The sequence below is a fragment of the Ottowia beijingensis genome (genome assembly GCF_013423955.1).
GTDB classification, from domain to species: Bacteria; Pseudomonadota; Gammaproteobacteria; order Burkholderiales; family Burkholderiaceae_C; genus Ottowia; species Ottowia beijingensis.
The window spans coordinates 1-15,128 of record NZ_JACCKX010000003.1; the positions used below are offsets into that span (position 1 = coordinate 1).

General features: G+C 62.9%; 4 protein-coding genes and 8 pseudogenes. 10 read left to right on the forward strand and 2 right to left on the reverse strand.

Going from position 1 to position 15,128, the window contains the following annotated elements; all coding sequences use genetic code 11:
* Positions 1–77: 77 nt before the first annotated feature.
* Positions 78–347, reverse strand: a complete 270-nt coding sequence (locus H0I39_RS20235; RefSeq protein ID WP_180551912.1) for a DUF1330 domain-containing protein — start codon at positions 345–347, stop codon at positions 78–80.
* Positions 348–406: 59 nt separating this feature from the next.
* Positions 407–1,369, reverse strand: coding sequence for an NADPH:quinone oxidoreductase family protein (locus tag H0I39_RS20240; RefSeq protein WP_180551913.1), 963 nt, complete (start codon positions 1,367–1,369; stop codon positions 407–409).
* A 344-nt stretch (positions 1,370–1,713) separates the two neighbouring features.
* Between H0I39_RS20240 and H0I39_RS20245 the strand changes: the two are divergent.
* The 10 genes and pseudogenes from H0I39_RS20245 to H0I39_RS20290 all read left to right on the forward strand — a co-directional run bounded on the left by H0I39_RS20245 (position 1,714) and on the right by H0I39_RS20290 (position 15,115).
* Positions 1,714–3,061: pseudogene (locus H0I39_RS20245) on the forward strand (MFS transporter).
* 314 nt (positions 3,062–3,375) lie between these two features.
* A pseudogene (locus H0I39_RS24425) lies at positions 3,376–5,398 on the forward strand (oxidoreductase).
* A gap of 28 nt (positions 5,399–5,426) precedes the next feature.
* Positions 5,427–7,075 (forward strand): annotated as a pseudogene (locus tag H0I39_RS20255) (AMP-binding protein).
* 28 nt (positions 7,076–7,103) lie between these two features.
* Positions 7,104–7,868: pseudogene (locus H0I39_RS20260) on the forward strand (glucose 1-dehydrogenase).
* 18 nt (positions 7,869–7,886) lie between these two features.
* Positions 7,887–8,687 (forward strand): 2-ketocyclohexanecarboxyl-CoA hydrolase, encoded by an 801-nt coding sequence (gene badI / locus H0I39_RS20265; RefSeq protein WP_180551542.1) that lies wholly within the window; start codon positions 7,887–7,889, stop codon positions 8,685–8,687.
* Positions 8,688–8,767: 80 nt separating this feature from the next.
* Positions 8,768–9,456: pseudogene (locus tag H0I39_RS20270) on the forward strand (enoyl-CoA hydratase/isomerase family protein).
* 89 nt (positions 9,457–9,545) lie between these two features.
* A pseudogene (locus H0I39_RS20275) lies at positions 9,546–10,420 on the forward strand (DMT family transporter).
* A gap of 29 nt (positions 10,421–10,449) precedes the next feature.
* Positions 10,450–11,243: pseudogene (locus H0I39_RS20280) on the forward strand (enoyl-CoA hydratase-related protein).
* Between the two features lie 146 nt (positions 11,244–11,389).
* Entirely contained in the window at positions 11,390–13,183 is a 1,794-nt protein-coding gene (locus H0I39_RS20285) for an acyl-CoA dehydrogenase (protein ID WP_180551540.1), read from the forward strand.
* A gap of 336 nt (positions 13,184–13,519) precedes the next feature.
* Positions 13,520–15,115 (forward strand): annotated as a pseudogene (locus H0I39_RS20290) (Re/Si-specific NAD(P)(+) transhydrogenase subunit alpha).
* Positions 15,116–15,128 lie beyond the last annotated feature (13 nt).

A 15,128-nucleotide genomic window follows, 5' to 3' on the forward strand; every position in this document is an offset into this window, starting at 1 on the left:
GTTCAAGCGTTTGCTTGATCGGGGAGCAAGGGTGTCCGTCTGCACGCCTCACGAAACTTCGCCAAATCCTTCCACGATCATGAGAGATCCTTTCGAGCTCCTTGGCGAATTGGTACCAGCGCCTGGTACTCGGGTGATTCGTACCAGGCGCGGGCTTGGGCCACGGACGGGAACTCCAGGACGACGAGGCGGTCTGCTGGAAGCGCTCCTTCGCGCAGTTCCTTGGGCCTGTTGCGGATGAGGTACTTGCCGCCATGGGCTGCGATCGTTGCAGGTGCGCCTGCTGCATAGGGGGCATAGCTTGACGGATCTTCCACGTCAATGAATGCCAGCACGTAGCCTTTCATCCAAGTCTCCGAAGTGAGTAGTGAACAGTGCTAGTGGATGGTTAGGACAAGCTTCCCGATCACCCTCTTGATGTCAGCCGGGCGGCTGCGTCAGCGAAAGATTCAAGAGCGAACACTTGCGTGATGTGTGGGCGCAAGAGTCCCTGCAGGTAGAGCTCGTTCAGTTTTGCTTGAGCCTCTGCGACGAGCTCGGGCGAGTAGGTCGGGTAGTCCGTCCACTGCATACCGGAGACAGAGATGTTCTTGAGCAGCAGGTAGGAGCCTTTGATCACCGGAATCTTGCCAGCGGCGAACCCGATGATCACCGCCCGGCCGCGCCGCGCGAGCGAGCGAATGCACGCATCGAACACATCGCCGCCCACGGGATCGAGGAAGACGTCGGCTCCTTTTCCATTCGTAGCGCGATGCACTTGCTCGCGAGTGGACTCGGGAAGGTTGGCGGCCGAGAGGTCAATCACCTCATCGGCTCCGGATTGATGCACTGCTTTCGCCTGGGCTTCCGAGGTCACGCCCGCGAGGACTTTCGCGCCTAGGGCCTTGGCGATCTGAACGGCGGCAAGCCCTACACCCCCGGCAGCTCCACTGATCAGCACGGTCTCTCCGTTGCGGAAATTGCCGCGGTCCGTGAGCGCAAAGTACGCCGTCTGGTACACGAGGCCCATCGCGGCCGCATCAGCGAAGGGCATTTCTGTTGGTATCTTTTGTGCGCTCGACTGAGGAACGGACAGGCGACTTGCGAAGCAGCCGTTCTCCACTTGGGCCACAACGTGGTCCCCTTGCTTGAAGGTGCGGACGTTCGGGCCGACGGCCTCCACGATGCCAGCTGCGTCCTTTCCAGGAGTGAACGGGCGCTCGGGAAGGATTTGGTACTTCCCGCTCATGACCAGGAGATCGGGAAAGTTGAGAGACGCTGCTTTGACAGCGATCAGGATGTCATCGGAGCCGACAACCGGTTCGGCCACTTCTTCGACGTGATGTGTGCGAGGGTCCTCGCTGAACTGACGAATGAGTACGGCTTTCATGCTGCTCGGAGGGGAGGGGTGATGGGGACGTGTCAAAACTACGGACTCAAGTTGCCCAATTCTGCTGATGATTCTGATGCGTCGATTCTTGGAATTATGTAATCATATTTGCATAGATCGGTTTGATTTTCCGTATAAATATAGGTGTAAACCCTAGTCTTTAGAGAAATTATGTATCAATAACTTGATATAAATTGCTGGCTCTGCAAAGATCGCGCCGTCGCTAGAGCGATGGGCTGCGCGCAGGTCTGTTCTGGTCGCTTGTGCTTCGCATGAGCGCGCCGATGTAGCACGTCTTGGTCGTGGTTCCGATGTATCCCTACCGAAACAAGGAGACAAGACCCATGCGAGAGATCAACGTGCACGAACTTGCCGATGAGGCCAAGTTCAATCGTTTCCATGCCAAGGTGCTGGCCTGGTGCTTCGTGGTCATCATCATTGATGGCTATGATTTGGCGGTCGCTGGAGCGGCGCTTCCGGCCATCATGAAGGAGATGGGCGTGGAAGCCGCGACCGCTGGCTTCATGGCCAGCTCGGCTCTGTTCGGGATGATGTTCGGCGCTATCTTTCTGGGCGCGCTGTCGGACAAGATCGGCCGCCGTTGGACGATCTCTCTTTGTGTGTTTCTCTTCAGCGTATTCACCGCGGCAGCGGGGCTGACCAAAGATCCTGTCACCTTCAGCATCGCGCGCTTCATCGCGGGGCTGGGCATTGGCGGCGTGATGCCGAACATCACAGCTCAGATGACCGAGTACGCGCCCAAGCGGATCCGGAGTTTCCTGACGACCGTGATGTTTTCCGGCTACGCCATCGGCGGCATTCTGGCTGCCGTGCTGGGAAAGCAGTTCATTGCGCAGTTTGGCTGGCAGATCGTGTTCTTTGCCGCCGGTGTCCCGGTGCTGCTGATCCCCTTCATCCTGAAGTCGATGCCTGAATCGCTGTCGTTCCTGGTATCCCGGCGAGACAGTGCGCAACTGCGTCAGATCGCCCAATCCATCGATCCGGGTTGAAGATCGGCGCCAACGACACCTTCCATCCGCCTCGGGCCACCAATGCTGGGGCCGGTGCCACCGTAGCGCAACTGTTCCAAGATGGGCGCGGACTGAGCACGGTGATGTTCTGGGTGGCTTTCTTCACTGGCTTGTTCATGATCTACGCGCTCAGCACCTGGCTGACGAAGCTGATGGCCATGTCGGGCTACAGCCTTGGCCCGCATTGAGCTTTGTCATCGCACTCAATGTGGGTGCGGTGATCGGATCGATCGGCGGCGGGTGGCTTGCGGACCGGTTCCACATCAAATGGGTCGTGGTCTGCATGTACGCGTTGGGCGGCGTCTTCCTGTACATGATGACGCTGAAAACCTCGACGGAGGTGCTCTATTTCATCATCGCAGCGGTTGGGGCTTGCTCGACGGGGGCGCAAATTGTGGTCTACGCCTACAGCGGCCAGTACTACCCGTCAGACATTCGGTCCACCGGCATCGGCATGGCGTCGGGCATCGGGCGCATGGGGGCGATCGCTGCGCCTTTGCTGATCGGGTTGATCGTGTCCCTGCAACTTCCTCTTGAGCAGAACTTCCTGGTCATCGGTGCCGCAGGCGTTGTGGGAGCGATTGCGCTTGCGTGCATCAACCATGGCCGATCGGCTTCGGAACTGACCCTCAAGACCCTCAAGACGAGTACTGCCACGTGAGTGGCATGGATGTGGGGCCTCGCGGCCTGGCCAGGTGCTGCTAGCCCAACCTCGCCTTGCCGGGGGAGGGGCGCCGCGCGTCGAATGCGAGTTCCACACCTGGTTCGGCATCCCCGCACGCCTGTAGGAGCTGTCATCGTCGTAGCGCCGATCGCTTTCATTTGTGTAGTGATGTTGATGGTTATTTGGATTGAGATGTTATATGAAGTAGGTGTTAACCCTGTATTTCTCAAATAAAATACGTCATGATCTTGACGTAAATTGATGGGGCGAGGATCATTGCACTCACCCCAAACCCAGCACGAGAGACAAACATGTCAACCTATCCACACCTCCTGAGCCCCTGCGCGTCGCTGGGGTAGATCTGCCGAACCGCATGGTGATGGGCGCAATGCATACGCGCCTGGAAACAATGGATCGTCCCCATGAAAGACTGGCGGCCTTCTACGCGGCCCGTGCCGCAGGTGAGATCGGCCTCATCCTTACCGGCGGCTACTCCCCGTGCCCGAAGGGGTGATGGATGAAGGTGGTCTGGTGCTGCAAAAGCCCGGGGATTTGGGCGAGCATCGCGCGATCACCTCGGCGGTGAATGAGGCCGGTGGACGCATCGTCCTGCAGATTCTTCACGCAGGCCGTTATGCCAAGGTGTCCACCTGTGTGGCGCCGTCGGCCGGCAAGGCGCGGATCAACGTCTTTCCTCCACGTGCGCTGACGACCGAAGAGGTCTGGGCAACGGTCGAGAGCTTTGCGAACACATCGGCACTGGCAGAGCAGGCTGGCTACGTGGGTGTCGAAATCATGGGCTCCGAGGGCTACCTGATCAACGAGTTCACCGCAGCATTGACCAATCAGCGCGACGACGAGTTCGGCGGCGACTTTGATCGCCGGATCCGCTTCCCCTTGAAATCGTGAAGGCCGTGCGGGCGCGGGTCTCGCCCGAATTCATGGTCATCTACCGCATCTCGTCCATCGACCTGATGGACGGGGTATGACCGGCGAAGAAGTGGCCGAACTCGCCCGCCGGGTCGAAGCGGCGGGTGCCGACATGATCAACACCGGCATCGGCTGGCACGAATCGTCCGTGCCGACCATGGCAGCGCCGGTCCCGCGTGCGGCATGGATCGACGCGATCCGCAACGTGAAGCGTGCGGTCGGCATTCCGGTGATGGCGTCCAACCGCATCAATGCTCCTGATGTGGCTGAAGAGATCATCGCTTCCGGCGCTGCCGATCTGGTTTCGATGGCCCGTCCGCTGCTCGCCGATCCCGAGCGCCCGCAAGACGCGCGAGAACCGCGCCGACGAGATCAATACCTGCATCGCCTGCAACCAAGCCTGCCTTGACCGCATTTTTACCGACCGCGTGGCGACTTGCCTGGTGAACCCGAGGGCAGGGCGCGAGATCGAGCCGACGATAGCAAGACCACCGCGCCCAAGCATTTCGCCGTTGTCGGTGGCGGCCTGCCGGCATGGCCTTTGCGATCAATGCCGCGCAGCGTGGTCATCGGGTCACCTTGTTCGAGGCAGGCGATCAGCTCGGTGGCCAACTGAATATGGCTCGCAAAGTGCCGGGCAAGAACGAGTTCAACGAAATGCTGCGCTACTTCCGGGTCTCGCTGGAGCGCCTGAAGGTCGCGGTGCATCTGAAAACCCGAGCCGATGCGGAGGATCTCGCCGCGCGTGTGCGTTCGGGTGAGCTCGACGAGGTGGTGATTGCGACGGGCGTGATCCCGCGCGAGCCCGAGATCAAAGGCCTTGATCACCCGAAGGTGGTCAGCTACCTGGATGTGCTGGCCAACGGCGTGCCGGTGGGCAACAAGGTCGCTATCATCGGCGCGGGCGGAATCGGCTTCGACGTGGCCGAGTACCTGGTCGGCAGTGCCGAGGAGTCGCTCAAGCCAAAGGTATTCATGGATGCCTGGGGTGTGGATACGGCCATTCGCAGCGCGGGCGGGCTCAAGGCGCCTGCGCAGCACGGCACCGAGCGCGTCATCCACATGTTCCAACGCAAGCCCGAGTCACTGGGCAAGAACTTGGGCAAGTCCACCGGGTGGATTCTCAAGGCCAAGCTGCGCAAGGCAGGCGTGGCGATGACGGCCGGAGCAAGTTACCAGGCCGTTGACGACCAGGGCCTGCACTACAGCGTGAATGGCGAGGCTCGCGTATTGGACGCGGACACTGTCATCCTCTGCGCGGGACAGCTCTCGAACCGGACGCTGTTTGATGGTTTGGCCGAGCGAGGCGTCAAGCCCTACGTGATCGGCGGAGCCGATGTTGCTGCCGAATTGGACGCATTGCGCGCCATCGACCAGGCAACGCGTCTGGCCGTTTCGTTCTGACTTTGACAGCCCTAACTCAGAGACAAGCATGACGAACAAATTCAAACAAGGTCTTGACAAGAACCCGGCCAACTACCAGCCACTGACCCCGCTGGCGTTGCTCGACCGAGCGGCGGACATCCATCCAGACCGCATCGCTGTCATTCATGGCGAGCGGCGCTATACATGGGCCGCCTACGCCCAGCGTTGCCGCAGCCTGGCACGCGCGTTGATCGGCGCGGGCATCCAGCGTGGAGATACGGTCGCCATCCTCGCGGCCAATATCCCCGAGATGCTGGAGGCGCAGTTTGGGGTGCCCATGGCGGGCGCTGTCGTCAACTCCATCAACATCCGCCTGGACGCGGCGGCGATCGCCTTCATCCTGCAGCATTCCGAGACCCGGTTGCTGATGGTGGACCAGCAATTTGCCGAGGTGGCGCGTGCGGCGGTGAAGCTCTCCGGCTTGCAAATGGATGTGGTGGACATCCGTGCAAGCGACGTCCCAGACGCCGACCCGGTGGGTGTGATCGACTACGAGCGTTTCCTGGCCGATGCGCCTGCTGATGCGCAGCTGCGCTACCCCGAGGACGAGTGGGACGCCATCGCGTTGAACTACACCTCGGGAACCACGGGCAACCCCAAGGGCGTGGTCTACCACCACCGTGCGGCCTATCTCAATGCGCTCGGCACCTCCTCTATGCGCGGTTGAACGTAGGAGTCCCGGTCTACCTGTGGACCTTGCCGCTGTTCCATTGCAACGGCTGCTGCTATGCGTGGGCCCTGGCCGCCGTGGCCGGGACGAGTGTGTGCCTGCGCAAGGTGGTCGCGGAGGACATCTACGACGCCATCGGCCAGCATAGCGTGACGCATTTCTGCGGCGCCCCGGCGGTGCTCAGTTCGCTGATCGCAGGCAAGCCGCAGAACTGGAGCAAGCCAAGCTCCCCCATCTGGGTCGCCTGCGCCGGAGCCTCGCCGCCAGTGTCGGTGATCGCTCAAACCGAGGCCCTGGGCTTCGAGGTGCTGCACGTGTATGGCATGACTGAGCAGCACGGTGTCAACACCACCTGCGTGCCTCAGGATTCGTGGGCCGCCATGCCGGCTGAAGAGCGTCTGCGCCACATGGGCCGTCAGGGCGTTCGCACGGCGGTCGCGGGAGACATGATGGTGGCCAATCCCCATACCCTGCAGCCCGTGTCCCGCGACGGCAAGACGATCGGCGAGGTGCTTTTCCGAGGGAATCTGGGCATGAAGGGCTACCTCAAGAACCCCGAGGCTACGCGAGAGGCCTTCGAGGGTGGCTGGATGCACAGTGGCGATCTGGCCGTGGTGTATGAGGACGGCTACATCGAGATCAAGGACCGCTCCAAGGACATCATCATTTCCGGCGGCGAGAACGTCTCTTCCATCGAGGTCGAGGAGGTCCTGTTCACGCACCCGGCGGTGTTCCAGGCCGCGGTGGTCGCCGTGCCGGACGAGAAATGGGGTGAGGTCCCCTGTGCAGTGCTGGAGCTGCATCCGCAGCACGTCGGCACCTTGACGCAGGAAGAGGTCATCCAGTTCTGCCGCGCCAGGCTACCGGGTTTCAAGACGCCGAAGCACGTGCTCTTCGAGCCCATCGTGCGCACTGCCACCGGCAAGCTGCAGAAATTCAAGCTGCGCGACCACGTCGCTCAGGTCATCGCCAACCGCAATCACTGACTCAATTTATTTACAGGAGAGCATTCCCATGCGTGGACTCAAAGACAAAGTGGCCATCATCACTGGCGCAGCCGGCGGCATCGGGCGCAGCCTGGTGCAGCGTTTCCTGGAGGAGGGTGCGCGTCGCCGCACTGGATCTGAACCAGGCTGGCCTCGATGAAATCAAGGGCCAGTTCCAACAGTACGCGGGTCAGCTGACCACGGCTCAGCTGGATATCACGGATCACGACGCGGTTGCCAAGGCTGTGCAGAAGATCCACGCCGATCTCAAGCAGATCGACATCCTCGTCAACAACGCCGGCTGGGACGTGGCCAAGCAGTTTGTCGAGACCACGCCCGATCTGTGGGACAAACTGATCGCGATCAACCTCAAGGGCCCCTGAGCCTGCAGCATGCCGTGGTGCCTTTCATGGTGGCGGCCGGCGGCGGCAAGATCGTCAACATCGCCTCCGATGCGGGGCGCGTCGGTTCGTCCGGCGAATCCGTCTACTCCGCATGCAAGGGCGGCATCATCGCCTTCAGCAAGACGCTGGCCCGTGAGACGGCACGCAGCAATGTGCGCGTCAACGTGGTGTGCCCGGGGCCCACCGATACCGCGCTGCTGCAGTCCTTCACGGGCGGCGGCGAGTTCGGCCAGAAGATCTACGACGGTCTCAAGCGGGCCATTCCCCTGAAGCGCCTTGGCCAGCCCGAGGACATTCCCGGCGCCGTGGCGTTCCTCTCCAGCGACGACGCCAACTTCATCACCGGCCAGGTCATCTCGGTGTCCGGCGGCCTGACCATGCACGGCTAACCCCACCAGGAGACGACCATGAGCAACTACACGGACATCCTCTACGAAGTGAAGGGCGGCGTTGCCCGCATCTCCATCAACCGTCCCGAAAAGTACAACGCATTTCGCGGCAAGACCTGCGACGAACTGATCGACGCGCTGCACCGTGCCGGCTGGGACAAGAGCATTGGCGTCATCGTGCTCACCGGCGTGGGCGAGAAGGCGTTCTGCACAGGGGGCGACCAGTCGGCCCATGATGGTGGCTACGACGGCCGGGGCCTGATCGGTCTGCCGGTCGAGGAACTGCAAGGAATGATCCGCGAGGTGCCGAAGCCCGTGATTGCCCGCGTCAATGGCTTTGCCATCGGTGGCGGCAACGTGCTGGTGACCTGCTGCGATCTCGCGATTGCTGCGGACACGGCTCAGTTCGGCCAGGTCGGCCCGAAGGTCGGCTCGGTGGATCCCGGCTTTGGCACGGCCTATCTCGCCCGCGTGGTTGGCGAGAAGAAAGCCCGTGAGATCTGGTATCTGTGCCGCCGCTACAAGGCGCAGGAAGCGCTCGCCATGGGGCTAGTCAACGCTGTCGTTCCCATGGCGGAACTGGATGCCGAAGTCGATCGCTGGTGCCAGGAAATCATGGAAAAGAGCCCGACAGCGATTGCCATCGCCAAGCGCTCCTTCAACGCCGATTCGGATTCGATCCGTGGTATTGGCGGCCTGGGCATGCAGGCGCTGGCGCTGTACTACGGTACCGAAGAGTCTCACGAGGGTGTCAAGGCGTTCCTGGAGAAGCGCAAGCCGCGTTTCCGTCCCCAATCCGACGAAGGCAGCCAGGCATGAGCGCGGAGCTGACCTACCGTGATGGTGTCGCGATCCTGACGCTGAACCGCCCGAAGGCCTTGAATGCGCTGAACGCCGAGATGGTCGGAGAGATCTCCAACCGTCTTGACGAGGTCGCGGTATCGGACGCCCGGGCACTGCTCATCGTTGGTGCAGGCGGCGGCAAGTCCTTCTGCGCGGGCGCCGATGTGAGCGAACTGCAGGGCAAGAATGCCGGCGAGCAGCGCGAAACCGCACGGCGTGGTCAGTTGGCGTTCGCCAAGCTGGACAGCCTGCGCATTCCTTCCGTCGCAGTCATCACTGGCGTGGCGTTCGGGGGCGGGCTCGAGCTGGCGATGGCGTGCACCTTTCGGATCGCGACGCCCACGTCGCGGCTCGGCCTCCCCGAGATCAAGCTGGGCCTGATTCCCGGCTACGGGGAACGCAGCGGCTGCCGCGCCTGGTGGGCGTTGGGCGAGCTGTGGAGTTGATTGCCAGCGGCCGTGCGATCGATGCCCAGGAAGCAGAGCGCATCGGCCTGATCCATCGCATCGTCGAGGTCGAGGATCCGATCGATGCGGGAGTCGCCTATCTGAAGAGCCTCGGCGAGCCGTTTCCGGCGTCCCTGGGCCATGCGCTCGAGGCGATCCGGCATTCGCAGTCCATGCGCATGGAGGACGGGCTGCAGCAGGAGGCGGAGTGTTTCTCGGCGGCGACCCAGACCGGTGATGCCGTCGAAGGAGTCACTGCCTTCCTGGGCAAGCGCAAGCCTCTGTTCACCGGACACTGAGTGGTTTCCCCACGCAGTCTTTGATTCAGGGAGTCCCTATTTCCAGCGCATCTGATCTCCGGGAGCCAGCGCATTCGGCGGCAAGTCCGATGCTGGTGCGCTCGATGCCCCTTGTGTTCGTGGTCATCTGGGCCACGGGCTTTGTCGTGGCCAGGTACGGCATGCCGCATTCGCCGCCCATGAAGTTCCTGGCGGTTCGCTATGCCTTGTCCGTCGGCTGCTTTGGCATTTGGGCCGTTGCCGCCCGGGCGACGTGGCCGCGGGACGCCCGGAGCTGGCTGCACCTGAGCGTCACCGGGATGCTGATGCACGCCATCTACTTGGGCGGCGTGTGGGCCGCAGTGAAGATGGGGATGGGCGCGGGCCTGACTGCATTGCTCGTCGGGTTGCAGCCCGTTCTGACGGCGATCTGGCTTTCCTGCCGAGGCGGCAGCGTGACAAGAGCCCAATGGGTGGGGCTTGTTCTCGGACTGCTGGGATTGCTGCTGGTGGTTTGGGCAAAGCTGGGGTTCGGGGAGGTCGGCCCTGCCAGTTTGGGTTGCGCGTTGACGGCTCTGCTGGCCATCACCATGGGAACCCTGTACCAGAAGCGCTTCGTGGCTCCCTGCGATGTTCGGACCGCCAGCTTCATCCAATTGCTGGCGGCGTTTGTGGTGACCACACCTCTGGCGTTGCTGGAAACGGAGCCGATGCGGTGGGTCGGCGCCGCTGGGGGCCTGAATTCGGAGCTGGCGGGGGCCATGGCCTGGTCCGTGCTGGGGCTGACGTTGGGAGGCAGCTCTTTGCTGTATCTGTTGATCCAGCGAGGCGCCGCAACCTCCGTCACCAGTCTTTTCTACCTAGTACCTCCCACGACAGCGGTGATGGCGTGGGTGCTTTTGGCGAGCCGGTCACGGGGCTGACGGTCGCCGGGATGGTCGTCACCGCAATCGGCGTCGGGATCGTCGTGCGCAAGCCGAACTGATTCCGATCACGTCCTGAAGGAGTTGAAGCATGACATTCAAGAACATTCTTTTCACGGTGGACAGCGGCGTGGCGCGCATCGTGCTGAACCGGCCGGAGAAGCTCAACAGCCTGGACGCCGAGACCATGGTGGAGCTCCATGAGGCCATGTCCCGAATTGAAGCCGACCGCCAGTTGCGGGTGCTGGTGCTTGGCGGGGCGGGACGTGCCTTCTGCGCGGGGCAGGATCTTGCCGATCCCGCCATGCAGGAGGTCGATGGCAAGTTGCCGGACATCGGCAATCTGGTGGAGCGGTACTTCAAGCCGCTGGTGATGCGCTTGCAGAGCCTGCAGGTTCCTACTGTCGCGGCGGTGCAAGGGTTGGCTGCGGGAGGCGGCGCATCCATCGCGCTGGCTTGCGATCTGGTGGTGGCCGCCCAATCCGCTTACTTTCTGCAAGCCTTCTCCAGGATCGGGCTGACGCCGGATACCGGCAGTACCTGGTTTCTCACGCGATCCGTTGGCACCGTGCGTGCTCTGGGTCTGGCAATGCTCGCCGAGAAGCTCCCAGCCGCGACGGCGGCTGAGTGGGGCTCATCTGGCAGGTGGTCGAGGACTCGAAGTTCGCCGGCACCATCGATGCCTTGGCAGCACAAATCGCCCAGATGCCGACCAAGGCGTTGGTACGCACCCGGCAGTTGATGCATGCGGCCACCAGCCATTCGCTGGAGCAGCAACTGTCCATGGAGGCCAGCTTCATTCGCGAAATGGGCTGGAGTGCCGACTACCGGGAAGGTCTGCAGGCGTTCTCCCAAAAGCGGCCCCCGAACTTCACCGGCGAGTGAGCGGCATGCTCTTGCAGCAAGCCCTTGCGATGTCTCAGGCAGCGGTACTTCACGACCGAGGCATCGCACACGGTTGGAGATCCGAATAAGAAATTTATCCATCTGTTTGCGTTGTTGAACGCAAGCGCTTCGCCACAGGAGGCACTATGAGTCAGTACACCCCACCTTTGCAGGACATGCAGTTCGTTCTGAATGAGCTCGCGGACCTGCATGAAATCGCAGCGCTGCCCGGCTATGGCGAGGCCACTCCCGACCTTGCTCGCGCAGTGCTGGAAGAGGCTGGAGTCTTTGCCTCGGAGGTCATCGCTCCTCTGAACCACTCGGGAGACATTGAGGGCGTTCGCCTTGAAGGTGGCGCGCCCCGTATGCCAGCGGGCTGGGCGCAGGCGTATGCGCGTTTCGTCGAGGCCGGTTGGCCTGCACTGTCCGCGCCTGAAGAGCAGGGCGGACAGAATCTTCCCGGCGTGCTGGCCGCTGCAGTCGAAGAAATGTGGAACAGCGGCAGCGTCGCGTTTGGCCTGCTGAGCCTGCTGTCGCGAGGCGCGGTGAACGTGCTGCGTCACGCTGGTTCGCCTGAACTGCAGCAGCGGTACCTGCCGCGCATGGTCAGCGGTGAATGGACCGGCACGATGGTGCTGACCGAGCCGCAGGCAGGCTCTGACCTTTCCGCCGTGCGCACCCGCGCCACCCGCGCGGCCGATGGCTCGTACCGATTGCATGGCACCAAGATCTTCATCACCTACGGGGACCACGATCTGGTTCCGAACGTGGTGCATCTGGTGCTTGCGAGGGTCGAAGGCGCCCCGGCCGGAACCAAGGGGATCTCGCTGTTCGCGGTGCCGAAGGTGCTGGTCAATGAAGATGGTTCGCTGGGCGAGCACAACGACGTGCGAGCAGTGTCGATCGAGCGCAAGCTCGGCCTGCATGCCACGCCCACGTGCGTCATGGCTTTCGGCGACGGTGCGGGAGCGGTCGGCTATCTGGTCGGTGAGGAGAACCGCGGGCTGGAGTACATGTTCATCATGATGAACTCGGCGCGCTTCGCCGTGGGCCTGGAGGGCATTGGGCTGGCCGAACGCGCTTACCAGAAGGCCAGGGCATATGCGCGGGAGCGGGTTCAAGGCGTGGAGCAAGGCGGTGAGACCAGCGCCAAAGTTGCGATCATCCGGCACCCCGATGTGCGCCGAATGCTGTTGAGCATGAAATCCCGGATTGAGGCCATGCGCGCGCTGGCGGCGGTGATGGCGGCAAGCATGGACCAGGCTGCGCTGAATCAGGATCCGGAAGTCCGGGATGCCCACCAGGCCTTCGTCGAACTGATGATGCCGGTCGCCAAGGGGTGGTTCACGGAAACCGGTCTGGATATCGCCTCCATGGGGATCCAGGTTCACGGCGGCGTGGGCTTCATCGAAGAAACCGGAGCCGCGCAGTATCTCCGCGACGCCCGCATCACGACGATCTATGAGGGCACGACCGGCATCCAGGCGATGGATCTGGTGGGACGCAAGATCGGCCGCGATGGCGGACGCGCGATTGGTGCGGTGATCGTGCGTATGCGGCAGGTCCAGGCTGACCTGGAATCCCATGCGCATGCCGAACTCCGCGCCATTGGTGCTCAGTTGAACAAGGGTATCGGCGACCTCGAGGCAGCAGTGGAGTCGCTTGTGAAGTCTTGGGAGGGCGGTCCCAAGCCTGCCCTGGCGGGTTCTGGTCCGTTCCTGGAACTCCTGGGCATCGTCGCGGCTGGATGGCAAATGGGACGGGCCGCATTGGCTGCCGACCGCCTCCTCGCATCGGATCCTGGCTCGGACTTCTTGACCTACAAGATTTTGACCTGCCGCTTCTACGGTGACCACGTTCTTTCCAAATCGGCGGGGCTGCGGCATGCAATCGTCTCTGGCTCGGGCGCCACGCTGGAGTTCTCTGACGCAGCGTTCTGAAGAGGCAATTGCTTGTATTGCAGACGCGGTCACTCTCTGTGCCGTGAACCTGCGAATGCTGCAATCGGCCAGTCAAGCGGCCTGAATCTGCGGGAAGCCCCGGTGGGGATTCTCGTTGGGAATGCCGCCTGCGAAACCGTCGCTCTATCTCATGCCGCTGCAGGTGTTCATTCCGGGATACCCGCCAGTGAGGGATGGTTGCTAGAGGCGGTGAAGAGAAGAGGTTTGACGAAGTAGTTTCTTCAACGCTCCTTCGAGGGCAGGTGCACCGCTATGCACCAGAAGGAATGCCACATATCGAGAGGAGTATTCATGCAGTCAGCCCCCAGCGCAGCAATGCATCGCCGTGACGCCCAGTGCATTGGCATTCCCCGCGAAACCTTCCCGCTCGAAAAACGCGTCGCCACCGTGCCCGACGTGGTCGAAAAGCTCATTAAGCTGGGCTTCAAGGTCTCCATCGAATCCGGCGCGGGTGAAGCCGCCAACTTCAGCGACGATGCCTACCGCGCCGCCGGGGCCGAGGTGCTGCCGGACGCGGCCGCGCTGTGGGCCGCGTCGGACATCGTGTTCAAGGTGCGCCCGCCGAGCGAGGCCGAAGTCGGCCTGATGCGCGAAGGCGGCACGCTGATCGACTTCATCTGGCCCGCGCAGAACCCCGAGCTGATGCAGCAGCTGGCCGCCAAGAAGACCACGGTGCTGGCCATCGACTGCCTGCCGCGCACGCTCGCGCGCGCAGAAGATGGATGCGCTGACCTCCACCGCCGGCGTCTCCGGCTACCGCGCCGTCATCGAGGCGGCCAATGCCTTCGGCCGCTACTTCAACGGCCAGATCACGGCCGCGGGCAAGGTGCCTCCGGCCAAGGTCTTCATCGCCGGCGCGGGCGTGGCCGGCCTGGCTGCCATCGGCACGGCGGCCAACCTGGGTGCCATCGTTCGCGCCAACGACACGCGCGCCGAGGTGGCCGACCAGGTCAAGTCGCTGGGCGGCGAGTTCGTCAAGGTGGACTACGAGGAAGACGGCTCGGGCGGCGGCGGCTACGCCAAGGTCATGAGCGAGGGCTTCCAGGCTGCGCAGCGCAAGATGTACGCGGAGCAGGCAAAGGACGCCGACATCATCATCACCACCGCGCTGATCCCCGGCAAGCCTGCGCCCAAGCTCATCACCGCCGAGATGGTGCAGAGCATGAAGCCCGGCAGCGTGATCGTGGACATGGCCGCCGAGCAGGGCGGCAACTGCGAGCTCACCGTGCCCGGCGAGGCCGTGGTGCGCCATGGCGTGACCCTCATCGGCTACACCGACCTGGCCTCGCGCCTGGCCAAGCAGTCGTCCACGCTGTACGCCACCAACCTGCTGCGCCTGACCGAAGAGCTGTGCAAGGCCAAGGACGGCGTGGCCGTGGTCAACATGGAAGACGAGGCGATCCGCGGCCTCACCGTGGTCAAGGACGGCGCCATCACCTGGCCCGCACCGCCCCTCAAGCAGGCGCCCGCACCGGCGCCCAAGGCCGCGGCCGCGGCGGTGGCCGAGAAGAAGAACGGCCACGGCCATGGCGCGGGCGCGCCCATGTCCGCCAAGGCGCTGACCATTATCTTCGCCGTGGCGGCCGTGCTGTTCTGGCTCATTGGCGCCTATGCGCCCGCGGCCTTCCTGGGCCACTTCACGGTCTTCGTGCTGGCGTGCTTCATCGGCTACATGGTGGTGTGGAACGTGACGCCCGCGCTGCACACGCCGCTGATGAGCGTGACCAACGCCATCTCCAGCATCATCGCCATCGGCGCGCTGGTGCAGATCGCACCCCCGAGGCGGGGACCAACGGACGGCCCGATGGGCTCATCATGTGGCTGGCGTTCGCCGCCCTGGTGCTCACGGCCGTCAACATGTTCGGCGGCTTTGCCGTCACGCGCCGCATGCTGGCCATGTTCCGCAAGTAGGCATCGCCACAAC

Coding starts and splice junctions, on each gene's coding strand:
- H0I39_RS20235 (WP_180551912.1), bottom strand. CDS start 347: ATGAAAGGCTACGTGCTGGCATTCATTGACGTGGAAGATCCGTCAAGC.
- H0I39_RS20240 (WP_180551913.1), bottom strand. CDS start 1,369: ATGAAAGCCGTACTCATTCGTCAGTTCAGCGAGGACCCTCGCACACAT.
- badI (WP_180551542.1), top strand. CDS start 7,887: ATGAGCAACTACACGGACATCCTCTACGAAGTGAAGGGCGGCGTTGCC.
- H0I39_RS20285 (WP_180551540.1), top strand. CDS start 11,390: ATGAGTCAGTACACCCCACCTTTGCAGGACATGCAGTTCGTTCTGAAT.